Annotated in this window: 21 protein-coding genes; 8 read left to right on the top strand and 13 right to left on the bottom strand. The window is 66.4% G+C overall.

Annotation, left to right across the window (positions count from 1 at the left end):
- Positions 1–100: 100 nt before the first annotated feature.
- The gene (locus tag ACZ6DL_RS20660; RefSeq protein WP_466053227.1) at positions 101–739 is read right to left on the bottom strand and encodes a VldE C-terminal domain-containing protein; all 639 of its coding nucleotides are present in this window, start codon (positions 737–739) and stop codon (positions 101–103) included.
- 372 nt (positions 740–1,111) lie between these two features.
- On the bottom strand, positions 1,112–2,191 hold the full coding sequence (locus ACZ6DL_RS20665) for a saccharopine dehydrogenase family protein (RefSeq protein ID WP_466053229.1): 1,080 nt from the start codon (positions 2,189–2,191) through the stop codon (positions 1,112–1,114).
- Positions 2,192–2,389: 198 nt separating this feature from the next.
- Here ACZ6DL_RS20665 and ACZ6DL_RS20670 point away from each other — a divergent pair, with 198 nt between their 5' ends.
- The gene (locus tag ACZ6DL_RS20670; protein ID WP_466053230.1) at positions 2,390–5,263 is read left to right on the top strand and encodes a tetratricopeptide repeat protein; all 2,874 of its coding nucleotides are present in this window, start codon (positions 2,390–2,392) and stop codon (positions 5,261–5,263) included.
- Between the two features lie 173 nt (positions 5,264–5,436).
- On the opposite strand, the gene ACZ6DL_RS20675 is transcribed toward ACZ6DL_RS20670, so the two are convergent.
- Together ACZ6DL_RS20675 and ACZ6DL_RS20680 are read right to left on the bottom strand one after the other, a co-directional pair.
- Positions 5,437–7,005 (bottom strand): esterase-like activity of phytase family protein, encoded by a 1,569-nt coding sequence (locus ACZ6DL_RS20675; RefSeq protein ID WP_466053232.1) that lies wholly within the window; start codon positions 7,003–7,005, stop codon positions 5,437–5,439.
- 71 nt (positions 7,006–7,076) lie between these two features.
- Complete coding sequence (locus ACZ6DL_RS20680) at positions 7,077–7,907, bottom strand: HAD family hydrolase (protein ID WP_466053233.1); 831 nt, start codon at positions 7,905–7,907, stop codon at positions 7,077–7,079.
- 99 nt (positions 7,908–8,006) lie between these two features.
- On the opposite strand from ACZ6DL_RS20680, the gene ACZ6DL_RS20685 reads away from it, so the two are divergent.
- The 4 genes from ACZ6DL_RS20685 (at position 8,007) to ACZ6DL_RS20700 (ending at position 10,854) form a co-directional block, all read left to right on the top strand.
- Entirely contained in the window at positions 8,007–8,501 is a 495-nt protein-coding gene (locus tag ACZ6DL_RS20685) for a DUF1360 domain-containing protein (protein WP_466053235.1), read from the top strand.
- Positions 8,502–8,725: 224 nt separating this feature from the next.
- On the top strand, positions 8,726–9,259 hold the full coding sequence (locus ACZ6DL_RS20690; protein WP_466053237.1) for a pyridoxamine 5'-phosphate oxidase family protein: 534 nt from the start codon (positions 8,726–8,728) through the stop codon (positions 9,257–9,259).
- 45 nt (positions 9,260–9,304) lie between these two features.
- A complete protein-coding gene (locus tag ACZ6DL_RS20695) occupies positions 9,305–9,712 on the top strand; it encodes a YciI family protein (RefSeq protein ID WP_466053238.1) in 408 nt (135 codons plus the stop codon).
- Positions 9,709–10,854: an RNA polymerase sigma factor gene (locus tag ACZ6DL_RS20700; protein ID WP_466053240.1), complete on the top strand. Its 1,146-nt coding sequence runs from the start codon at positions 9,709–9,711 to the stop codon at positions 10,852–10,854. The genes ACZ6DL_RS20695 and ACZ6DL_RS20700 overlap by 4 nt, the downstream gene beginning before the upstream one ends.
- A gap of 49 nt (positions 10,855–10,903) precedes the next feature.
- On the opposite strand, the gene ACZ6DL_RS20705 is transcribed toward ACZ6DL_RS20700, so the two are convergent.
- Positions 10,904–12,115 (bottom strand): cytochrome P450 family protein, encoded by a 1,212-nt coding sequence (locus ACZ6DL_RS20705; protein ID WP_466053242.1) that lies wholly within the window; start codon positions 12,113–12,115, stop codon positions 10,904–10,906.
- A gap of 289 nt (positions 12,116–12,404) precedes the next feature.
- On the opposite strand from ACZ6DL_RS20705, the gene ACZ6DL_RS20710 reads away from it, so the two are divergent.
- Complete coding sequence (locus tag ACZ6DL_RS20710) at positions 12,405–12,839, top strand: hypothetical protein (protein ID WP_466053243.1); 435 nt, start codon at positions 12,405–12,407, stop codon at positions 12,837–12,839.
- A 39-nt stretch (positions 12,840–12,878) separates the two neighbouring features.
- Here the strand turns inward: ACZ6DL_RS20710 and ACZ6DL_RS20715 are convergent, their stop codons facing one another.
- On the bottom strand, positions 12,879–13,088 hold the full coding sequence (locus tag ACZ6DL_RS20715; protein WP_040871865.1) for a TOBE domain-containing protein: 210 nt from the start codon (positions 13,086–13,088) through the stop codon (positions 12,879–12,881).
- Positions 13,089–13,267: 179 nt separating this feature from the next.
- On the bottom strand, positions 13,268–13,621 hold the full coding sequence (locus ACZ6DL_RS20720) for a hypothetical protein (protein ID WP_466053245.1): 354 nt from the start codon (positions 13,619–13,621) through the stop codon (positions 13,268–13,270).
- A gap of 644 nt (positions 13,622–14,265) precedes the next feature.
- On the opposite strand from ACZ6DL_RS20720, the gene ACZ6DL_RS20725 reads away from it, so the two are divergent.
- Positions 14,266–14,697, top strand: a complete 432-nt coding sequence (locus ACZ6DL_RS20725; RefSeq protein ID WP_466053247.1) for an XRE family transcriptional regulator — start codon at positions 14,266–14,268, stop codon at positions 14,695–14,697.
- An 89-nt stretch (positions 14,698–14,786) separates the two neighbouring features.
- Here the strand turns inward: ACZ6DL_RS20725 and ACZ6DL_RS20730 are convergent, their stop codons facing one another.
- From ACZ6DL_RS20730 to ACZ6DL_RS20745, 4 genes are all read right to left on the bottom strand, one after another.
- Positions 14,787–15,473, bottom strand: a complete 687-nt coding sequence (locus ACZ6DL_RS20730) for a hypothetical protein (RefSeq protein WP_466053249.1) — start codon at positions 15,471–15,473, stop codon at positions 14,787–14,789.
- A gap of 349 nt (positions 15,474–15,822) precedes the next feature.
- Positions 15,823–16,362 carry a hypothetical protein gene (locus ACZ6DL_RS20735; protein WP_466053251.1) on the bottom strand — a complete coding sequence of 180 codons (540 nt, stop codon included), beginning with the start codon at positions 16,360–16,362 and terminating at the stop codon, positions 15,823–15,825.
- 345 nt (positions 16,363–16,707) lie between these two features.
- A complete protein-coding gene (locus tag ACZ6DL_RS20740) occupies positions 16,708–17,457 on the bottom strand; it encodes an oxygenase MpaB family protein (RefSeq protein WP_466053253.1) in 750 nt (249 codons plus the stop codon).
- Between the two features lie 35 nt (positions 17,458–17,492).
- The gene (locus ACZ6DL_RS20745; RefSeq protein WP_466053255.1) at positions 17,493–18,353 is read right to left on the bottom strand and encodes an oxygenase MpaB family protein; all 861 of its coding nucleotides are present in this window, start codon (positions 18,351–18,353) and stop codon (positions 17,493–17,495) included.
- A 217-nt stretch (positions 18,354–18,570) separates the two neighbouring features.
- On the opposite strand from ACZ6DL_RS20745, the gene ACZ6DL_RS20750 reads away from it, so the two are divergent.
- Positions 18,571–20,220 carry an acyl-CoA synthetase gene (locus ACZ6DL_RS20750; protein WP_466053256.1) on the top strand — a complete coding sequence of 550 codons (1,650 nt, stop codon included), beginning with the start codon at positions 18,571–18,573 and terminating at the stop codon, positions 20,218–20,220.
- Here the strand turns inward: ACZ6DL_RS20750 and ACZ6DL_RS20755 are convergent, their stop codons facing one another.
- Both ACZ6DL_RS20755 and ACZ6DL_RS20760 read right to left on the bottom strand, forming a co-directional pair.
- A complete protein-coding gene (locus ACZ6DL_RS20755; RefSeq protein ID WP_466053285.1) occupies positions 20,221–21,969 on the bottom strand; it encodes an acyl-CoA dehydrogenase family protein in 1,749 nt (582 codons plus the stop codon). It lies immediately after the preceding gene.
- A gap of 252 nt (positions 21,970–22,221) precedes the next feature.
- Positions 22,222–23,136, bottom strand: coding sequence for a cutinase family protein (locus tag ACZ6DL_RS20760; protein ID WP_466053258.1), 915 nt, complete (start codon positions 23,134–23,136; stop codon positions 22,222–22,224).
- Positions 23,137–23,406: the final 270 nt, after the last annotated feature.

The raw sequence follows: 23,406 nt of genomic DNA on the forward strand, positions 1-23,406 counted from the left end.
CCGGTGAGATCGCCAGGTCGTGACGTCGATGGCAGCAAGCGGTCAGGCGCGGGCAGGCCGATCGAAGCGCTCGCGACCCGTCGGCGCATACAGTGCGTATTCAGCAGGTGACGTCCACTTCGGCAGCCTTCTCGAACGACACATGCACATGGTCGTAGTGATTGGCGGTCGGGCTCCCGCGGTCTTCCAGGTACGACCAACCGCTGCCGTCGTTGTACCGCTGCCGCCAGATCACGTACGTCACACCGAACCGCTGCTTGTTGGCCAGCACGAATTCGGCGATCGCGTCGCCGCGCGCGGAATCGGATGTCATGAGATCGAGCGCCAGGCCGGCACCGTGGTCGCCGTCGGCGCGCCCGACGGCGCCACCGACGTCGGTGAGGCCGAACGTCTTCTTGAGCAGGTTGCCCACCCTTGCCACATGCGGCCTCGTGCCGGCGAGTTCCGTCGAGCACGGAACGGAGGGAGGCGGGTGCTGTTGGGCGTTCTTCTCCGACGGTGGTGATGGCTCGACTGCCGCCGCGGCCGGCACCGGCTGAGTCATCGGCGGAACGATGGTCGGGACCGGGACGGTTTCGACGGCGGTCGACGGCCGCGAATCGACCGCCGCGACGTGCTGAGCGGCCGGGCCCGGTCGTATCGCCGCCCACAGCACGACGGCGAGAGTTGCCGCGACACCGCACACAGCCAGAGCGGTGAGCTTCCGGGCTGCGGTGCGTTTGCGGTGTTGGCCAGGCATTATGTCGGTTACCGGTTACTGTCGAGAACAGGTCACCGATACATTACGAAATGGTCGCGAAAATGTCACGCCGGTTGTCGTCAGTAGCGCCCCCGCTTCGGTTGCCGCCGCCGACCGGACGCGGTCGAGGGTGAATGCGGGGGCGGATCGGCTCCCACGGCAAGCGGGCAGGCCCCGAGGTGCGGCGAACTCGCAGTTCACCGTGACGGTTGTCGATGCCGGGCAGCCACCCGCTCAGCGGTTGCCCGACCACCACCGACATCGGCGCTCAGCGCATGCGCGTCGCGTACCACTCCTGCGGGCCGCCGCTGGAAATGTCCGCGCACGTCGTGGCGCGCGGAGGCGGTCGAGTGGGTCGGCGGCGGCGAACTTCTACCGGCTGAACCCCGCATCGGCCGCGGCGGCGGTGAGCGCCTCCAGGCCGAACGCCTCGACCGGGCCCAAAGCGCCGACGCCGAGCAGGCCGCCGTCCAGTGCGGCCTGTGCACCCCAGGCGAGGATCGCGCTGGTGAAGTCGTAGGGATCGACCCCGGCCAAGGTCACCGACGCCAGGACGCGGCCGGCGTCGTCCGATGCCTCGGCGACCGCCCAGGAGCGCGTGCGGGCCCGTGCTTCGCGCCCCGGGCCGCCGGTCGAGCCCTTCACGGCGCGTTCAAGCGCGCCTTCGGCCAGCCGTTTCACCGGCTCCACCCGTGCGAGCGCGCCGGTGAGCAAGGAGCCGGCCTGCATGGCACGAGCGGCCGCGGGCGGCAGGCCGAGGTAGACGTCGGCCTCCCGAAGCCGCGGGTAGGCGCGGCTCAGCGCGAGATGTTCCGATCCGGGAATCGATACTCCTGTACGCGGGCGGCCGGCGACGTCGAAGGTGCGGATCCGTGAGCCGGTGCGCTCGGGCACGATCCGGCCGCCGCGGAGGGCGAAGCCGTGTTCGAACAGCATCCCCGCCATGGACGCTCGAGTGCCCCCGCTGGCGCCGGGGCTGGCGATGAAGTAGCCGATGTCCGCGCGGACGGCGTCGGGCGCTTCGCGTAAGGCGAGACCGGCGGCCAGGTTGCCGGGCACGAAGTCGAACCCGAACGCGGTCAGCAGGCCCACTCCCGCCTTGCGGGCCTCGTCGTCGTGGTCGAACACCGTGCTGATGAATGGGCCTTCGCCGGTGGAGTCGAAGTAGTGCGCGCCCGCCGCCACGGCCGCGGCCAGTGCGGGTCCGCCGTATCGGAGAAACGGCCCGACCGTCGTCACCAGCACGTCGCCCCGGCCCAGCAGGGCCCGTACCGAGTCGGGCTCGGTCACGTCGGCGACCGCGGTCTCCGCGCCACCGAGGTCGGCGGCCAGTTTCTCGAGCGCGGCGGCATTGCGGGCAGCCAGCACGGGTGCGGCCCCGCGGGCGATCAAAGCTTCCGCGGTCAGGCGGCCGGTGTACCCGGTGGCGCCGAACAACACGATTTTCGGCATTGGCAGTCACCTACGTTTCTATTCGTTGGATGGACAGGGTGAAGTCGCAGTCACTCCGCACCGAGTGCGGTGTCCCGGCTACAAGATCATGACGGGTGCGGCGGATCCTCGTCCGGACGCGGTGTCCGGCATGTTCGGCACAGTCCTTACCGCCGAGCGCTGTTGTGCCCGTGGGTCGCCCTGCCCGATAGTTCTTCCATGACGGAGAGGCTGGCTCTGGTTGTCGCGTCGGAGTGCGCGGCATTCCCGCGACTCGGGTTCACCGGTGAGCTGGCCGCGGCGCTCTACGCGGCTTTCACCACGGCCGGCCATTGGCTACCGATCGGAGACGGCCCCCTGGTCGACCCCACGGTCATCGAACTCAAGCGGCGCGTCAAAGCCGCGTTCCAGCAGGCCGACGAACTGGGAGCGACGCTGTTGATCGCCTTCATCGGTCACGGGTTCACCGCCAACGACGAGGATTTCTATCTACTCGCCGCCGACTCGGAAATGCCTCTGGATTCCGATTCCGGCTTCAACCTGGTCAATGCCGTAGCCGAGCAATTGGGCAATACGCGGGCACTGGACGGGCTCATCGTTCTCGTCGATGCGTGTGAGGCCGGCACCGGCGCGATCGGCGCGGGGAACCGCTGGGTGCGGATGCTGGAGAAGACCGCGGGACGAATGGAACTGCTGGTCGCCTCGGACGACGGCAACGCATACGACGGATGTTTCAGTCGAACACTGTTGCGCACCTTCGATACCGGCCTACCCGGCAGCGGAACGAATCTGCTGTGCGCCGATCTCACGCCGGAGCTGAGCAGCGCGTGCCAACGGCAGACCGCACGGCATTTGTCCTTCAACGGCACTCAGGTGCGCCGCGGGGACCAGGGCCTGTGGCTGGTGCCCAACCGGTCCCGTTCCAGAGACGCGGTGACCGGCAGACCCGCGGCGGGTTTGGTGGATGATCTGGTGCGCAGCGTCTCTTTGACCTCGCACGTGCAGGAGACCCTCGCCGACATCGTCGAAGCAGGCGGCGATCGATTGCAGGCGTTGATCGGACCGGCCGGGGCCGGGAAATCGACACTGATGTCGCTGCTCATCCGGCCGGGCCTGGTGGCGACGTTGGATGCGTTGACCGCCGAATTCGTCACCGCCGCCGTCTTCCTGGACGTCACGAGCACCATCGAGTCGGTGCTTCTGGAGCTGTGCGACCAACTCGGCGCACGGTTCGGCGCCGAATTCGACGCGGTCCGCCGCGCGGTGCGGGCGGAGCTGACCGACCTGGAGCGGTTCAGCGCCTTCGAAATCGAGATCATGCGGCCACTGCATCGGATGCGGAGGGCGGGCCGACGCATCCGCATCCTCATCGACGGCCTCGACCAGCCGGAAGAGGGATGCCGCAGCAGCGTCCTCGCCGCCGTCGCCACGTTGACCACCGACGAACGGCTGCGCCACGTCCGGGTGATCGTCGGCATCCGGTCGGGCACCGACGTCGTGGATCATCCGGATATCGCGCATGCCCGCCGTGTCCACTTGCAACCACCCACCGTCCGGGAAGTTCTGGCGGAGGTGGTCCTCACCGAGGGCGCCATCCCCCACCGGCTCGACCGAACGCTGCACGAATTGCCCGACGATGTGCGCGGCGGATGGTTGATCCCGCGATTGATCACCGAAATCGATCGGCGCGATGCGAACATCGACGGCGCGGACCTGAGTTCCCTGGTGGCGTCGAGGTTCCACGCGACCCGTCGGCGTCGGGTGCACGAAGAGATCGCGCTGCCGGTCGGCGCGCTGCTCGCAGCGGTCGGCGTCGGCCCGACCGCGCCACTGCCGCTGGTCGGCGAAGCGCTCCAGCAGCTCGGGTGGCCGGTGCCGTTGCCGCGACTGCGCGACGTGGTGGTCGACCTCGGCGTGCTCGTCGCACGCGGCCATCCGGGTCTGGATAACGAAAGGGTCGGACTGTCACACGCGGCGTTCACCGGCCCGCTGCGACAGATCGTCTGCGCGCAATGGCCCACCGCACTGTTCGACGCGCACAGCGCACTCGCCGCCGCGTTCGACGCGGTAACCGGTCCGGATATCGATGCCTACGCGCACACCGCCGCGCCTCGACACTATCTGGCCAGCGGAAACTCCGCTCGCGCCGTAGCTTTCCTGGACGCCGCGGACACCCACCGGCGTCCGATCGACAATCGAGCGTCCTGGGCCAACTGGCTGGTGGCCTTCCAAGACACATTGCCGCCGGAACACCCGGACCTGTTGGCCGCCCGCGCCCGCTCGGCCCGATGGACCGGCGAGGCCGGTGAGCCGTTCGCGGCACGCGCGATGTTCGCCGGGCTCGTCGAGGATTGCACCGCGATGTTCGGTCGCGACCATCCGCAAACTCTCCTGCCGCGCGTGCAACTGGCCAACTGGCACGTCCAGACGGGTGATCCCGAGGGGGCGGTGACAATGCTCACCGAGCTGCTGGACTTGGAGCGGGACGAACGGGAGAAGCTGCGGATCCGCGCCGATCTCGGCTTCAGTACCGGCCAAGCCGGTGACATCGTCGGTGCGCGCGATCAGTACACCGCCTTCCTGCCGGAACTCGAAAGATTGCTCGGCTCGACTCATCCCGACGTACTGCACTCCCGCGACCAGTACGCCCGATGGGTCGGCGAAGCCGGTGACCCGGAACGAGCGCGCCGGCAGTTGCTGGAACTCGTGCCGATCTGCGAAAGCGTGCTCGGACCCGAGCACACCGACACGATGTGGGCCAAGGACAATCTCGCCAGGTGGACCGCGGCCTGCGGTGACCCGGATGGCGCCGCTCGTTTGTATCGCGAAGTGCTGGCCACGCGCGAGAAGGTTTCCGGCACAGAGCATCCGTTCACTCTCATGACCCGGCGGAACCTGGCCCAGTTCTACGCCGTGCATGGAAGCTACGCCGCCGCACTGGAACTCGGTTCCGATCTACCGGAGATCTGGCGGCGGCTCTACGGTCCGAATGACCGGGGAACCATCGATGTGACCGGGGATGTCGCAGAATGGACGGCCCGCGCCCAAATCGACCCGGGAGCAAGCGGTCCGGTGGGGGCAAAGCCAGCTTGACGGCTATTGACGATCACCGGCGGGACAGGACCCGCGCCCCTGGTGATCCGAACTTCGGAGGTGTCGGCAGCTTGCCGGAACGAAGCAATTCTCCGCGCACAGCCCGGACGCCTGTCGCCGGATTCGATGGATCGCCGTGACGATGAACTCGGCTTCGTGGAGCCTGGTGCGATCTACTTGACTGTGATCGTGATCGTCCGCGCGTGCGTCTCGGCGGGTAGTGCGGTGGTGTCGACCATCAGCACCTCACCGGTGTCCTGCATGCCGTTGGCGAGGAGTTTCGCCTTCAGTCCGAACGGCGGCTGATCGCCGGTGGCGGCCTCGACGCCGAAGTCACTGTCGGCGGCGATGTAAAGGGTCTTGCCCCCGTCGCGGGTGGCAACGCCCTCGATCTTGTCGTGGCCGAAGAACGTGCCGTCGGCGTTCAGGCCGTCCAGCAGGCCACCGAGGTCCAGGCCGGACTTCTTGGTGACGGGGGTGACGCCCGCCTTCCGCAGCGTGGCGACGCCATCGGCGGTGGACACGGCACCGACTAGGAGTTCCAGCGGCTTCCCGTCCACGAGCAGGCCAAGCTCCGGATGGTATTGCGTTCCCTCGACCTTCGCCCGCGGTCCGATATCGGTGGCACCGGTGATGTCGATGGTCCACAACTTCTTGTTCGCCTTGGGTGTTTTGTTTCCGTCACGCTCGTCGACCAGGAAGGTGGTGTTGCTCAGCGCCGTGATCTCGGAGACCGCGAGCTTCTGCTTCGGCTCCTCCAGCGGATAGACGAATTCGCTGACCTCCCGGGTCTTCAGATCCACGGTGACGATCCGGGCCATGGGCACCTCGCGCGTCGACGCGACACCCGGCTCGTTCAATGCGCTCTGCATGATGCCGACCAGGGTGCCGCCGTCCGGCGTGACGGTGAGCCCCTCCATACCCTGGTTGGGAGTGCGCAACGAAAGCTCCTCGGGCAGTCCTCGGCCCGGCGCCAGCCGTTCCAGCTCGGTGCCGTCGGCGCCGAAATGCACAAGGAACGGCCCGTACTCGTCGGACACCCAGAAACTGCCGTCGGGCATGGCGACCAGGCCCTCGGTGTCGAGGCCGTGATCAGTGGGCGGCAGGATGGCGCCGTTGAGGTCGCGCATGGTCTCGCCGGTGCCGGCGGAGGTGTCGACCAGCCCGTTGAACGGGCGGCCCGCCGAGTTCTTCAAGGGGATGACGCTTTCCAGCACCGCTTTGGTGCCGACCAGCTTGAACTTGGCGATGCTGGGCGTGAATGTCGGTGCGGGAATGAGCTTCTCGTTCTTGCCTTTGCCGTCCACATTCGGCCCGCGGTCGGTGAGACCATAGAACTCGTCGGTCGATCCGGGCACCGGCGTGAACGCCGACCCGTATCCGCTGCCCTGCAGGCTCACGCCACCGAACTCACCGAACGGCGGAATATCGGGGGTGAACAACTTCACGGCGTCGGTGGTGGTCACGGTGATGCTGTCGAGGCCGGTGTACCCGGCCGCCGGCGTGTACACCACCGCACCGTCGGTGCGCCGGGTGATCGCGCCGTGCTGCGGATCGGCGATCCCGACCGCGGCGCTGCCGCCGGTCTCGGCCAGCAGATCGTCCAGCGAGATCACCAAGGGCTGATCTCTGGTGGCGGTGAAGTCTGCCTCCGAGCTCGATGACGAGCAAGCCGACAGCACGGCGGTCGCGCACACGGCGACCATGACGAGTGGGCTTCGAGTCCCGTGGTGCGTTCTCATCAGCGATGCGTACCGTCCGAGCCCGATCATCAGTTGGCCTCGAGCTGAACATGAGCCGTCGATCCCCGCAATCATCCGATCATTCTGCCGTGACGCCGGCCTCGAGAAGTGTGGACGCCGCGGACGGTGGTGCGCGCCGCGGCCGGCCGGGTGGTCCGGCGCTCCACCACGTCGTCGAACCCCTCCGAACCTGGGACATCGGATTCGCCCGGCACATGATCGGCACCGAGGGCGTTGCTGACCAGGTGGAGTTGACGCCGCTGAGGATCGGTCAAAGAAGGGACGAGCAGGGTCGGCATCCCGACCTCCACGGCTGCGCCATCTCGGGAAGGCCGGTCTCCGACCATGAGGGTTTCCTCGGGGCGAGTGCCGAGTTGCTCGCACGTCACGCGGAATATGGCAGGGTCGGGCTTCTGTATCCCGTGCTCGTTCGACAGGACGAAAGTTTCGATCAAATCGGACAGCCCTGCCTCGGCGAAGAAGGGCCGGATGTCGAAGTGAATGTTGCTGAGCACACCTATCTTGTAGCCCTCCTCGAACAGAGTGGCGAGAGTAGCCGCGGCGTCGGCAGCGAAATGGTTGTAGGTCGGGTCGGAATCCACTGCGAAAAGCGCGTCGGAGAGTTCGGTGTCGAGTCCGGCGTCCGCGAAGACCGCGTAGTAGGTCTCCCGGTGACGAGCGGCGCTCGTGTTTCCCTGCGGTGATTGCAGGCGGTTCGGTTGGCCGGCGGCTGTTCGAATGTCCTGGAGGAGGGCGATGGCGGCGTCGTCGTCGTGTCTGCGACCGGCCCGTCGCAGCGCTTCCTGCGTCCAGCGTTGGGGGGAAAGTTCTGAGACCAGAGTGCCTCGCCAGTCGAAGACGACAGCGCGGAGGTCGTGCGAGTGCGAACCAGAAGGTGGCATGGAGGTGAAGGCTATCGGCGATATATGGCGTAGTGCAGTGGCGGTCGGGTTCAGGACAGCTTCGGGAGTCAGAGCCGCTCGTGCGGGTATGCCCGCTGAATGACCGCAGTCGAAGGGCGCCCCATGACCGACATCGAACGCTCGATGAGCGGCTACCTCGCCACGATGGCGATGTTCGGCATCACCGTGTCCGTGGTCGCTCTGCTCGGGAGGCTGACCCGCCGGCAACTGCCGCGGGCCATGAGCGTGCATGAGCTGGTCGTCACCGCGGTCGCCACACACAAGCTGTCGCGCACCGCGACCAAGGACACGATCACCGCACCCCTACGCGCCCCGTTCACCCGTCCCACCGGCGACGGAGGCCCCGGCGAGGTGATGGAGGAACCCAAGGCCGCCGACGGGTGGAAGCACAGCATCGGAGAGCTGCTCACCTGCCCGTTCTGCTTCGACGTCTGGGTGATCACCGGCTTCACCATCGGTCACGTGTTCGCGCCCCGCGCCACCCGCATGGTCGCCGACGCCTTGGCCGCGTTGACCGGCGCGGACTTCCTCCACCTCGCCTACGCCAGCGCGCAACAGCTCGCCCAGCGATAGCCTGCGATCCCCCCGGAGCCCGAGCCGCCCGCGCGAACAGCGGGTAACGCGCCGAAACCGCGATAGAGATCCCGCGGTCGGCGAAGGGGAGGCGGCAGCGACCGCCCGGCGACCTTCCCCTGATGAACAGTGCGATCGGACCCAGAAAATTTTCGAGAAATCTCCGCCTCGGATGTCGAGAACGTCCGGCCGGCTCCGTCCCAGGGATACGAGCGGCCACGGACATGCCGCTCGACGACGCCGACGCAGGAGCGATCACCATGCGACCGACCGAGATCACCGAGATCCTGAACCGACCGATCAGCCAGGAGCTGCTGGCCCGCGACCTGACCCGCCTCGCCTACGTCGCGACGGATGGCACGCCGCGCAGTATCCCGATCGCCTTCACCTGGAACGGCTCGGAGATCGTCCTGTGCACCACGAAGAACGCCCCCAAGCTGCCCGCTCTGCGCCGAAACCCGATGGTTGCCCTGTCCGTCGACACCGAGGTCCACCCGCCGAAGATCCTGCTCATCCGCGGGCGGGCCGAGCTGGACGTCGTCGACGGCATCCCGGACGAGTATCTGCGGATGAACGGCAGCTACGAGATGACACCCGAGCAGCGCGTCGAGTGGGAGGCCGAGGTCCGCTCGCTCTACGACGGCATGGTGCGGATCGTCGTCACCCCGACCTGGGCGAAACTCATCGACTTCGAGAACACCCTGCCCAGCGCGGTCGAGGAGCTGATCCGGCAGCGGGCCGAACGCCGGCACGCCTGAGATCGATGCGGCCAGAATGTGCCCTACTACTGCAAGGAGAGAATGATGGCCAAATACCTGCTGCTCAAGCACTACCGCGGTGCACCGGCACCGGTCAACGATGTGCAGATGGACCAGTTGACCCCGGAGGAAGTGGCGGCCCACGTGCAGTACATGCAGGACTTCGCCGCGCGGCTCGAGGCGACCGGCGAGTTCGTCGACAGTCAAGCGCTCTCCCCGCAGGGCACGTTCGTCCGCTCGGACGGCGAGGGCCGCCCACCGGTCACCGATGGACCGTTCGCCGAGACGAAGGACCTGATTGCCGGCTGGATGGTGATCGACGTCGATACCTACGAGCGCGCACTCGAGCTGGCCGCCGAGCTGTCCGCGGCGCCCGGTGCGGGCGGGAAGCCGGTGCAGGAGTGGCTCGAGGTGCGGCCGTTCCTCACCGCGTTGCCCACGGTGACCGAGTGAACGAGTCACTGCTGCGCGAGCTCGTGCCCGCGGTGATCGGCGTCGTCGTCCGGCGCGGAGCCGACTTCGCGTCGGCCGAGGACGCCGTGCAGGAGGCCATGATTCGCGCTCTGCGAAGCTGGCCGGACGATCCACCGCGCGATGCGAAAGCCTGGCTCGTCGCGGCCGCCTGGCACAAATTCCTCGACATCGCCCGGGCCGAAACCTCGCGGCGAGAACGGGAACTCGCCGTGGAGATCGAGCCGCCGAGCGGTCCGGTGCAGGGCACGGACGACTCGCTGTGGCTCTACTTCCTGTGCGCGCACCCGTCGCTGTCCCCCGGTTCGGCCGCCGCGTTGACGCTGCGCGCGGTCGGCGGCCTGACGACGCGGCAGATCGCGGCGGCATACCTCGTGCCCGAAGCGACCATGGCACAACGGATCAGCCGGGCCAAGCGGCGTATCACCGGGCTGCCACTGGATCAACCCGGTGATCTGGCGACCGTGCTGCGCGTTCTCTATCTCGTCTTCAACGAGGGTTACAGCGGGGACGTCGATCTGGCGGCCGAAGCGATCCGCCTCACCCGCCAGCTGGCAGGCTCCACCGACGAGCCCGAGGTCGCGGGCCTGCTGGCGCTCATGCTGCTGCACCATGCCCGCCGCGCGTCTCGCCTCGGGCCGGGCGGGCGGTTGGTGCCACTCGGTGAACAGGACCGATCTCGGTGGGACACCGGCCTCATCGCCGAAGGAGTGACGATTCTGCAATCGGCACTGGCTCGCGACCGGTTGGGCGAATATCAAGCACAGGCCGCGATCGCCGCCCTGCACGCGGATGCGCCGAGCGCCTCAGAGACGGACTGGGTGCAGATCGTGGAGTGGTACGACGAACTACTGCACCTCACGGGTAGCCCGGTGGTGCGACTCAACCGCGCGGTCGCGGTCGGCGAGGCCGACGGACCGCAGGCCGGCTTGGCAGAGTTGAGCAAGGTGGATCCCGACCTGCCCCGGTACACCGCGGTCCGCGCCTATCTCCTCGAACGCGCCGGCGAACTCGAGCAGGCCGCCGAGCTGTACGCCGAGGCCTCCCGCGCGGCCACCAGCGCACCGGAGCGCGACCACCTCACCCGCGAGGCAGCGCGGGTGAGGCAGTTACTACGTTCGTGAATACCGGCCCATTCAGCAGCCCGACGACGACTACCGGCCGGGAAACCGTTCAACTCGCGATGGGTCCGAGGAGCACAGGCAGAGCGAGCGGCCCGCAAGTGATGAACTGCGGGCTGAGCGGGATGGAGTCCGGCTCACACGCCAAGCGCAGCCGGGGAAAGCTGTTGAACAGCGTCGACAGCGCGACCCGGCTCTCCAGGCGCGCCAGAGGCGCGCCGAGACAGAAGTGCGGCCCTCGACCGAAAGCCAATTGATCTCGGTGATCGTGATCGATATCGAAGACATCGGCGTCCGGATGCCGTCGTAGATCCCGCCCGACCCCGGCGTACCAGCCCACGATCGCGCCTGCGGGAACATCTACCCCGGCGATCGTGACGTCGCGCAGCGCATACCGATTGAACATGACGCAGGCCGACGAACGGAAACGCAGGACCTCCTCCACGACGTCCGACCACCGCTCCTCGGCCCTGGCCTCGGCCAGTTGCGCGGGATGCGAACACAACGCGATGACCGCGTTGCCCAACAAGTGCACCGTCGTCTCGTGGCCGGCGATGATCACCAACCACAACGTCTGGACCAGTTCGTCGTCGGTCAACCCGCTCTCGTCGTTGGCCTGCAACAGAGCGGAAGTCAGGTCGTCACCGGGAGTGCGCCGCTTGCGGCCGAGCAATTCGGTGAGATACGCGAGCATTTCCTGCACCGCCGCCTGCGTCTGCTCCCCTGTGCTGGTGTGCGAAACCACCGTCGTGGTCCAGCGCCGGATCTGCGGTTGTTCGTCGGCGGCCACCCCGAACAGTTCACAGATCACCCGTACCGGAAGGGGTGTGGTGAAACCGGAGACCAAGTCGATCTCGCCGGTGCGATCGCGAAGGTCGTCGATGAGTTCGGCGGCGATCCGCTGGATTCGCGGTTCGAGCGCGGCTACTCGACCGGGAGTGAACGCTTGGGCGATCGTTCTGCGCACTCGCCGGTGGTCGTCGCCGTCCTTGTTGAGCAGATGGTCGATGTCGGTCAACGCGCGCAGCGGCCAATCCGCTGGAATAGTGCCGTCGTGGAGTGCGGGGCAGTTGCGGGCGTTCTTGCTGAACAACGTGCCGTCGCCGGCGAGGATTTCGCCCACCGCCTGATGACTCACCGCCAGCCAGGCCGAGACGTTCCCGGGCAGCTCGATCGGAACGAGTGGCCCGCGCGTGCGGATTCGCTCATAGGTATCGAAGACGGACTCTCCGGCGGTGGGCAGCCGGCTGACGGACTCGGTCACGATGTCTCCCATGGATGCGGACAGGTAGGCCGCACGAAGCCGAACGAAGTGCGGTGCCAGTGAGTGTGGACAATCCCTGCTCGGCACCGACGAGGAACCGGAAGTCTCTGCCTCAGAACCGGATTCCGCGACACAAAACCAATGGAACCGAACCGCCGGCCCCTCGATCCCGGCACCCGCGTGGAATCTCCCCCGCCGACCCCGGCATGCTTCGCGGTAGAAGGGCGGATTCGCAGATATGGTGAATCCCGTTGCACCGAAGCCCTGCGCCGACTGCGGAGGTGAACTGTTGCGCTCCGCATCCGAGACCGACGCGGCCGACATGCGCTTCATCCGATACCAGGCGGCGGCGCCCAACCGTCGCGGCCGGTACCCCGGAGTCTTCGCATTGGTCAACGGCCTGGCGTGGGCGGGGTGCCTCACCGCACAGCAAGAGCAGTTCCGGCGCCGTGAAAATCACTGGTATCACGATAATCTCGTCGATCCAGGACGCCTCGATCCCTCGCCCTACGACCGAGGCCGCCATCCGGAGGCCGAAGCGTGGTTCAAGTCCTCGGCCACCCATTTGATCGCACGCGTGAACGGCTACCTCGAGATTCTGGACGCCCACGGTATCGAATGGTCCCGCCTGAGCTCCGATGCTCCGGGCCGGATCATCTACGACGATCACTACCAGGTCGTCGTGGAGCGCTGGCGGCACCCGGCAGGCCGAGAAGTCGGGTGAGCCCGTGCGGCCGGATTCGCCGGTCCGGCAGCAGCGCGACTATTCGACGCCGAGCGCCACTTCTGTCGCTTTGATGAGGACTTTGACGGCCGAGCCCTCGGTGAGTTCCAGGTCGTCGACCGCGTCACGGGTAATCGAGGAGGTGATCTCGTCACCGCCGGTGAGCCGGACCCGGACCACGGCCATGGCTTCGCCGCGGGTAATGGAGATGACGGTGCCGTCGAGTTGATTGCGGGTGGATAGCTGCATGTCGGTGATGGTACGCAGCCCGATCGCGGATGGTGGGAATTGCCGACTGACATTCGCGGGGCAGCGCGAAGGTCATCCGGCAGGCGCCGACGCATGCGACGGCTCGGCCCGGGCCGGAATGGGCGGTTTGCCGGGCGGTGATCGAGTTTGCTGTCGCTAGTGCGGGCGATCTCGATGTCTCACCGTTGAATGCCCCCGGTGACCGGTTGCGCCGCCAGCTTCTCCACTACGGCAAGCAGGTCGTCCAGCAGGGCGCGTGTCCCCTCCATCAGCGCGACGGCCTCACGCGTCATGGTGTTCACTTCCGCGAGCCGCTCGTCCACCGCCGCGAGAGTGGTCCGAGACGCCACCATTGTCTGCGCCGCCGTGGTCAACGTGGCGCTGACGACGTCGAGGGTCGCCTCGGTCCTGGCGAACGTGTCCTCCACCCGGCACAAGACCGATTCCACGTCGACGAGAGTTCGCTCGGCCCGGCCGACCATCTCGAACGGCCCTTTCGTCAGCAGTCCCATGACGTCTTTCGTCCTTCCCATCTCAGCCCACTATCCGTTGCGCGGCACCGTGGACGCGCACGCCCACGCGCACCCTGCCGGTAACGCTGCACCGCCGACGGCCCGTAAGTCGCGCCGATTCAATCGGCGAAACGACGGCTGGAATGCCACTGTTCGAGCACAGCCGATTCGAAGTAGATGGCCTCGACCGCGCAGACCGACTTACAGGCACACAGTCGATACGTTCATCTGGACCGACGTAGTTGCAGTCCACGGGACCATTCGTCGACGAATGGCCGGTCGCGCACGGCATCGCGACTGTGTATGCCAATGCTTCAACCCATTCCCTAGCAAAGATGCAGCGATCGGCGCAACCGTCGCAGCTTCACAAATTATACTGAAGTATAATAATTGTGCTTCGGCACACGCGCTAGCGCGGCTTCAATATGACTCGAGTCACACCTTGACACCTCATCGTCCGCCGCCTTGCGGAACCCGTAACCCACACGCCCGTAGACGAGTTGCGGACGGACCCACCGATACGCCACGGGTTGCCCCGTCGAGCACCCGCCGAGTTCGGTGGCGATGACGCAAGGGCCGAGGGCGGTGCGCGCCGCGTTCGAACGGTTATGCTGTAGCATAATCGCTGATCGAAGCAGAGTTCGAGCCGAGAAGGAGCGCGCGGTATGGGCAATGGCGCCTTCTCCGACCGACTCGAGTACTTGTTCCGAACGATGCCGAACCCCGAAGGCAGACGCTATACCGCCGATGAGATAGCGCGCCGCGCCACCGAGCTCGGCTACCCGATTTCGGCGGTGTACGTCGCGCAATTGCGGTCCGGGCTGAAGCAGAATCCCTCACTCAAACATGCCACCGGACTGGCCGCGGCATTCGACGTGGACATTCGATTCTTCACCGATGAGGAAGCCTGGCAGCGCGGCCGCCAAGAGATCGAATACCTGCGCCTGAGTACGGCACCCGGCCTCGAAGCCGTGGCCTTCCGCGCGATGGACCTGTCCCAGCAGTCGTTGGCCTCGTTGATCGATTACCTGAAGTTCCTCCGCGTACAAGAAGGGCTTCCTCCGGACCCGCCGGATCTGCCTGAACCCCCGTCATGATGCGTAGCGAGGCCCGACCGGGGGCCTGTTCGACCGCATTTCCGCCGCGAGCATCTGGGTAATCGCGGTCGGTGTGCGCCGGAGCCCGGCTACCCGTCCGCGCGGTTTGCGCTCAGGATCGAAGGGGTTCGGGCGTCGAAAAGCTCTGCGGCAGTGAGTTCGTAGGCCGCGTGGCGGGGACTGTCGCGCGCTGCGGCGCGGATCGATTCGTGGTCCAGCCGGTAGGCCGCGGCCAACGCCGGCGCTTCGCGTTGCAGCAGTCGGAGGGCGTCACTGACCTCGATCAACATATCGGTCACGCGCGTTTCCGCGCGCCTGCTCACGCGGGAGCGGAATCGCACCTGCGGGTAGCGTTGCGTCAGCCAATGGTGCAGGGGTGCGAGTCGTTCGATGTAGGACCGGGCCAGTCGAGCGCTTCGAAGTATCCCCAGCACGACCGGGCCGGTTGTGCCGACCACCAGCAGAACACTCACCACGACTTGAAACGAGATGGTGAGGCGTTGCGCCCACAGCGGCGGCATGGCAGGCCACAGACCGACGACGACGAGCACCCAGATCTCGTACCCGACGAGCAGGACGCACACGCCTGTCAGCACACTCAAAAGGATTCGCCGCCACTGTCGCTCGTGCACACCGGCGCGAGCCGCCGCACCCGCCATGGTGGACATCGCGTGGATCACCACGATCGCCTGGACAGCCCAGTACAGTTGCATTCGCGGATTCCCGGAGAATTCCCGCGCGAAGCCCAGTCCATCCGGCTGCTGCGGCGAAGTCATGAAAAGCGAGACCAGAACTACCCCGACAGACCCGTATACCGCGCGGGCCACGAGTACCCGTTGCCGCGTCGGCGGATCGGCGGACAGATGGTTTCGCCAGTATAGGGTGGTCAGGACTATTGCGGTCACAGCGCACAAGTTGCTCAACAAGTATGCGGTGTTGACCCGGATAGGCGCGAACACACCTTGGAAGGCCGGAGCGAGCAAGAGGTAGCTGAGCGCGACCAACCCGAGGATGGCGATGGGCCTCCATTGTCCCCGAGTCCCTTGCGGTGCCAGCTGCCATGCCAACGCGCCGACAACCACACCGAAGAACGCCGAGATCGCCCCGGCGAACTGTGCCACTCGCCTACTCGATCCGAGTGCGCGGAAAGCCCAGCGCCGTGAGCAACCCGGCAGACTCACCGGTGCCCGCGTCACTCCACAGGATCGTGCGCAGGGTTTGCCTGGCGAAGTCCTCGGCTTCGCGCTCACTCCCCGTGTCGTAGGCCGATCGGTATCTGACGTGCGCGAAGCGCGCGATGGCTGCGGGACCGAGTACGGAACACAGCGCCTGGCCCGCGTCGACCCGATGCTCGACGGAGGCGTGGCCGTACAGGATGTGGCCCGCTTCGTGCAGCACGGTGTTGATGCGGGCGATCTCGGGCAGGTCGGCATCGAATTCGATGAGATCTCCCGTGCCGGTGCGCAGCCACCTGCCCGCCACCGCTGGCGGCAGAGTGGAGCTGGCCGCGATGCTGACCGGGATACCACTGGCCGAGGCCAGGATTCGGCCGAACGCGGTCAGTGTGAAAGGTTGCAGCTGGGCGGTGCGCCGTTGGACTTCGGTGCGGGTTCGACGCCGCGCGCGACGGGTCGAGTTCGATTTCCAGGTACGGATCGTCGCCACCGCCCATCCTTTGCCACACTCGGTCTGCATAATTCTGCCGCAGCACGGGGTGCGAGCGTGAGGCGTCCGCGCCCCTGAATTTCCGGGGCATGCTCGCGGGGGTGCGCCAGCAGCGCCTGCTCCACCTCTCCCGCGCCGATGCGGTAGCCACCGGACTTGATCATGTCTACCGATTCCCGGCCGACGATGCGGTGCAAACCGCTCGAGTCGATGACGGCGATGTCGCCCGGCGGAAGTCCGTGTACCAGAACGTCATCGGCGCTCCATTGCCAGGCCTGCGCGAGCCCGTCCAGGTCGGCCGCGATCGCCCCGCGCGACAGCACCACACGAACGACGACCCGCCTGTCATACCGAGGTCCCGATGAGCGCCGTTCGAGCGGGGTGGAGGTACCTCAGGCGACGCGGTGCGGCGCGTGCGGAGTTCCTCAGTATCGACGCATACACCCGCAGCGCGGGCCGGTCCGTCCAATGCTCCGGCACATCGAGCAGATCACGCGCTCGCGGGTGTTGCATCGCTCGTACGACAGCGTCCGGCAACGCCCGTGGTATCCACGCGTCCGGGCGCAACACTTGTGGCGCCAGTCGGAGCGCGGCTGGACTGGCCTGCAGCGTTGTCGCGCAGGTCTGTTCGACATAGTCGCGAAACTCCGGCAGCGTGCGCGGCATATGCCGCGCGGAAATTCCGTAGCGGTCATACCATTCGACACACTCGCCGTAGAGGCGCTCGCTTTCCGCGGGCGTCAGTGGACGAATGAAGGTGTTGATCGCGAAGAACAGCGTGTCGACATAGGTCGCATGCTGAAAGAAGAAGACATCCGGCCGCAGAGCGTGGTAGCGGGCGCCGAGGTCATCGGTGCCGTGTACGTGGGCGTGTCCGGCATGGATCAGCGACCGCAGATCACGGTCGGAGTACGCGATCTGCACCATCGCGTTGACGGTGCGGCGCTTGTGCAACCACAGGCGGTAGGTCACGTGCTCGGTGAGCGCCGCGGCGATCGCGGGCTGCAGGATCTGCAGAGCCACCGCCCGGGGAAGCGCCAATGCGAAACGCCGGTCGCCGAGATACTTTCGTAGCAGCGGTAGTGATGGATCCACGCCTTCCGAGCCATTCCTACGACGCGGAACGGTCCTCACACCAACGGCTTTCCGAGCGCGCGCCGCCTGCGCATATCGTGGAGGTAGGTCTCGAACGGATACAACCGCCAGCGCTCGGGAAGCACTCGCAGTGCCCGACCGATCGAGCGCATCGTCACCTCGAAGATCCGCTGGCGGCGAGGGCTCCAAGCCAGCCCCAGTTCGTCGCGGAAATGTTGCGGGAGAAAGCCCGTGGTGAAGAACCGGTTCACCCGGCGGAACGCCCATCGCTCGAGGCGTCGGTAGGGCCCCAGATCGACGACTTCGTCGAGCAGATACGCCCGCACCTCGTCATCCAGGGTGAGATCCGACAGCTTCGAGTCCCAGTATCGCGCGAACGCCGCGCGGTCTCGCGGCCACAGCTCCGGTCGCATCTGCAACGTGGTTCCGAACCGGCTGGACTCGCGGTACACCTCGTCGGCCAGATCCTCATCCGCCGGGCCGTACAGGTAGGTCAGGGAATCGATCGTGCCGCGGTAGAGGCACGCGGCGACCCACAACTGCAGTTCCGGATCGAAGGCGTTGTACTTCACCGGACTGTCGGAGCCGGATCGCACATAACGGTGCGACGTGTTCACCGCCGCACGGTAGGCCGCCCGGTCTTCCTCGGTCCCGAGCATCGCCACCGCCAAGTAGGTCAGGGTCGTGCGGCCGCGCTTGCGCGGATGCAGGGTGTACCGGCCGCTGTCGACCGTGCTCTCGACAACGCCGCGGCCGACCGGAGGGAAGCTCAACTGCATGATCACGTTGGCCGGGCCGCCCAGCAGCGCCGCAGGGCCCGCCATGTAGCGGCGGCGGCGACCGAGATCCACATCGGGTGAGGTCAGCAGCGGCGCCGACGGTTCAGGACTGGACATGCCGAACTCCCGCGAGATATTGGTATAAGTTACAAATCATTCTCTCAACAACACGCACGATCGGCAACCACGAAATCACTGCTGCCCCGGGTTGCACTCACGCATATGTGAACGCTCATTCCTGCGGCGCGATAGGCGTCATCAGCCGCAGGGGCGGTGTCGACGGGATAGCGCGGACCGGGGTTCGATCGCCGATCGGCCCGACTGGAGGTATTCGATGACAAAGACACTGGGATCGCCGCTCGCGGCAGTCCGCTCGATAGCCGACCTGGCATCGGCGGCCGTCGTGCTGGCCAAGCGCGGGATGTTCGATCCGGCGCGCCCGGCCGAGACGATCCGCGTGATGCGTGAGGCTTCCGTGTACGGCCCGTTCGTCACCGTGCTGGCACACGCCACCCGCCGCCATGGCGCCGCCCCCGCCATCGCCGATGAACGCGGAACACTCACCTTCGCTCAACTCGATCAGCAGTCGAACGCGCTGGCCCGAGGGCTCATCGGCGCGGGGATAAGCTCCGGCACCGTCCTCGCGGCGCTGTGCCGCGACCACCGCGGAATGGTGTTGACGCTCTTGGCGGCCGGGAAGCTGGGCGCCCGCGTCGTGTTGATGAACACCGGCTTCGCCGGGCCCCAGCTCGCCGAGGTCGCCGAGCGGGAGAACGTCGGGGCGATCCTGCTCGACAGCGAATTCCGCCAATTGCTCGGCACGGTGCCCGCGTCGGTGCCGCGCGTCCTGACCTGGGTGGACGAGGCGGACGCCGTCGAGGCGCAGACACCGACGATCGACCTGCTCATCGCGGCGAACTCGACCGCGCCGCTGCCTGCCCCGAAACGCCCCGGCGGCCTCGTGATTCTGACCAGTGGGACCACCGGCACGCCCAAAGGCGCCCCACGTGACAAGGTCTCACCATTGCAATCGGCGCAATTCCTGCACCGGGTGCCGATACCGCGCAACGACACGGTCGTGATGGCGGCCCCCATCTTCCACGGCACTGGTCTATCGCAGTTCACTCTCGGCTGGGCGTTGGGCAACAAGATCGTCTTCCAGCAGCGCAAGTTCGATCCGCGACGAACCCTCGCCAACGTCGCCGATCACCGCGCCGCCACTTTGGTCGTCGTGCCGACCATGCTGCAACGCATCCTCGACCTCGGTGCCGCCGTGCTCGAGCAGTACGACACGACATCACTGAAAGTCGTCTTCACCGCGGGATCACCCGTCTCGCCGGACCTCAGCAGACGCACAGCCGACGCTTTCGGTGAGGTGCTGTACAACCTCTACGCCTCGACCGAAGTCGCGGTCGCCGCCGTGGCCACTCCGCACGACATGCGAGTGGCGCCGGGAACCGTCGGCAAACCTCCCGTGGGTTGCCGCGTCGCGCTCTACGACGCGCAACGCAACAAGATCACCACACCCGGCGAGGTGGGCACGATCTTCGTCTCCAGCGGGCTCAGCTTCTCCGGCTACACCGACGGCCGGAACAAGGAAATCGTCGATGGTCTGCTGTCCAGCGGCGACGTCGGCCACTTCGACGCCGACGGCCGACTGTTCATCGACGGCCGCGACGACGACATGATCATCTCCGGCGGCGAGAACGTCTACCCACTGGAAGTGGAGAACCTCCTGGTCGACCGCCCCGACATCCTCGAAGCCGCAGTCGTGGGCGTCGAGGACGCGGACTTCGGAAAACGGTTGCGCGCTTTCGTCGTTCCCGCCGAGGATGCCGAGCGCGACCCCCAGGAGATCAAGGACTACGTCCGAGCGAACCTCGCCCGCCACAAAGTACCCCGCGAGGTGGTGTTCGTCGACGAGCTGCCGCGCAACGCCACCGGCAAACTGATGCGGCGCAAACTCGAGGAGACCGACATATAGCTACGGACTCATCTCGAATGCGCCCGCGTAGCTCATCACCTCGTCGTGCAGACGGGCGGTTCGCTGCTCGTCGACGACCGGTTTGCGCAGCACATTCAAGGCCCAATCCTGCTGCGCGGAGGTCGAAGAAGCCTTCGAGAACAGCCCGAGCGCGTAGGCCGAGAAGTCGCGCACGAATACCTCGAAGATGGAATCCACGATGTCTTCGGATGTACCGACGATCGCGGCCTGCTCCAGGATGAGCTGTCCGTAGGGCAGCAGCGTGAACAACTCCCCCACCGCCAGTTGGTAGTCCAGATCCTCCAACTGGGCCGGGGTCGGCGGCGCCTCCACCGGGAACCGGGTGAATCGCTCCGCCTGCTCGATGAAAAGGGCCACGTTGGGCAAGTGGCGGTAATTCGCATAGGCCGACCGCCAGTCGGCGAATCGGACCTTGCCCAATCCCGCGGCGCCCGGCTGCCGGAACAGCGATTCGTCGTCGCCCGGATCCCGTCGTACCGGCACCGGAGGCAACTGCGCCGGATCGAAGAGGAAGTTCGGCATGAATTTCAGCGTGAGTGCCATATTGACATGGGCGGTGCCTTCCAGCCGTGGCATGGAGTCGATCGTGCCGCGGGCTGTCGCGAAGTAGCTGTCCTTCTCGAAACCCTTGGCGGAGATGACATCCGAGAGTTCCCGGAACACCCGTTCGGCCTCACGCGTGACCTTCATCTTGCCGATGGAATTGAACATCACGAAGCGGCGATCCTCCGGAGTCGAGCATCGCATGTAATCGATCGCTCGTTCATGGTAGAGCCGCATGCCGTTCATGCGAACGTAGCTGTCGGACAGGATTTGCCGAACCTGCGCGAAATCAGTGACGGGATGTCCGAACAGGATCTTCGCGCTCGCATGGTTGATCGTCTCGTAGAAGCAGTGCTCCACGATGCCCAGCGCGACCATGCCGATATTGAATTTGCCGCAGTTGACCGCGGCAAGGGCGGAGTCGAATGCCTTTCGGCCCACGTGCAGTACGTCGTCGGCCGACACGGGATAGTCCACCAGGTCGTAGGCGGAGACGAAATTCTGGCCGTGGATGACGTTCTTGACCAGACGGTAGTTCGGGTGCTGGCTGTCGGCGATGAACCAGACGTAGGCGTCGGGACCTTCGAGGTCGGTGCGTCGGCCGATGGTCGGCACGATCCGGGCCACGTTGCCGTTGCCGATGTAGTATTTGCTGCCGGTGGCGGTGAACCCGCCCGCACCGTCGGGGGTGAGCAGCATGTCGGTGGCGTAGATGTCGGCACCGTGATCCTTTTCCGACAGCCCGAAGCCGATGATCCCGCCGCGGTCGAGTTCCTCGGCGGCACGCAGATGCGCCTTGCCGTTGGCGCTCTGCCAGATGGTGGCGAGACCGAGCGTGGAGACGCCCCACGCGTACCAGTACTGCGATCCGTAGAAACCGGTGATCTCGTTGAACCGGGAGATGAACGCGGTGTCCCAGCGCTTTTCCGGATCAGCGCCCGAGCTTGCCCGCGGGGTCGCCATGTAGGCGATGATCCGGCTCTCGGCGAGGAACCGCATCCAGTCGTCGTACCACTCCGCCCGGAACGCATCGCTGGTGAGCGCCTGCTTGCCCTTCTTCTCGAAGAAGTCGACCACCGACCGCAGCCGAGCCCTCGTGGCCGGGTCGAATTCCTCGAACGTCTCGGTTCTCGGGTTGAACAGGGCCATGGTGAGGCCGCCTTTCGAAGTGATGGCAAGTGCCATCACTTTAGGACTGAAGGCAGCCGCCGTCAATCTGCGGATGAGGCGCGAAGCAGGCGGCGGCAGGCCTCGTCGAACGTGCGGACAATGCGACATCTCCGGTCACCGATATGGTTCGTCGGCTGCCCGGACAGAGTCCACCGGCGAAGCCGGACGGTGAACCTCGCGGCAATCGGATCGAGAAGATGTCCCAGAGTGCTCCGTCGACGGAGCGGCCGCTGAGCGCGATGCGTCGCGCTCAGCGGCCGGGGACGGTCAGGGGCGGGCTTCCTCGATCAGACGCTGCCGCAGCCAAGTCAGAGGGGTGAGCGCATCCGGGCCGAGGGTGTATGAGGGGTAACTCTGATGGATGCCGGATTTGAGGAAATCGTCGATCTGTTGCTTTCGCTCTTCGTAGGCGGAGGTGTTGATCTGGTCGGAGAGGAGGCCCAGGCCGCCCGCGGCCAGTGCGTCGCCGATGATTTCGGTCGCCTGTTGCTGATAGTTGCCGATTTTTCCCGGATCCGGATTCGAGAGTTGGACGAAGAAGCCGGCGATCCGTCCGGCGAAGTCACCCTCGGGCATCGCGCAGTACAGATCACCCGCGGCGCAGAAGGTGTAGGTGCGCGGGGTGAGCCAGCCGAAACCTCCCGGGCGAGGTCCGGCCGCTCCGGCGCCCGGGACGGGCGGGCCGATCAGGGTGTCGCTGGGTGAGCGCCGAGGATCGGAGATCAGCCCGACCAGGACCACCCGGTGCGGCGGCATCACGCCCAGGCCGGTGCCGATCTCGGCCGCGAGATCACCTGCGGCATCCGCGCCTTGGCTGTAGCCGAGCAACGCGATCCGGGTGGCTTCGCACGCTTGCGCCATGTCCGAGGCGAACGTGCGCGCTTTGTCGATCGCCTCCTGCTTGGAGCGGCCGTACACTTCGCTTTCCCAAGGGAACGCCGTCGCCGCGTAAGGAACATAGTCGACCTGGACGTCCCCGGGTAAACCGCTCAGGCTCGATGCGAGCATTCCTTTGCCCGGATCGGTACTGGATGTCTCCCACGTTCCGGGGATCGCCACGACATACAAGTCTGGGCAATGGCTCGGTGCGCCATCGGCAAAAGGCGCGACACCGAGCTGAACAGTAGCGGTTACCGCTGCGGCCACACACGCGGCAGCTATCGTCTTCCATCGGGTGAACATCGAATTCTCCGTGTTTCAAAGCACCGAGGTCACGTGATCGAGATGAATTGCGCCGGACAGCGGGAATCACAGTACAGCCGGAACGCGCGCAACGTGCACCATTCTCCGGCATCCACACCGGAGGGCGGCGATGCGACACGGCATCGATCACACGCCACCTCGATGTCGTGGACTCGGGTCAGCGGTGTGGTTGGGTCATGTCCCGGTTCATGGTGGGCAGTTCGATACTGATCGGCATCCGCAACTCGGCCAGATACACCAACGCCGCCC

Source organism: Nocardia sp. NPDC041819 (assembly GCF_055590505.1).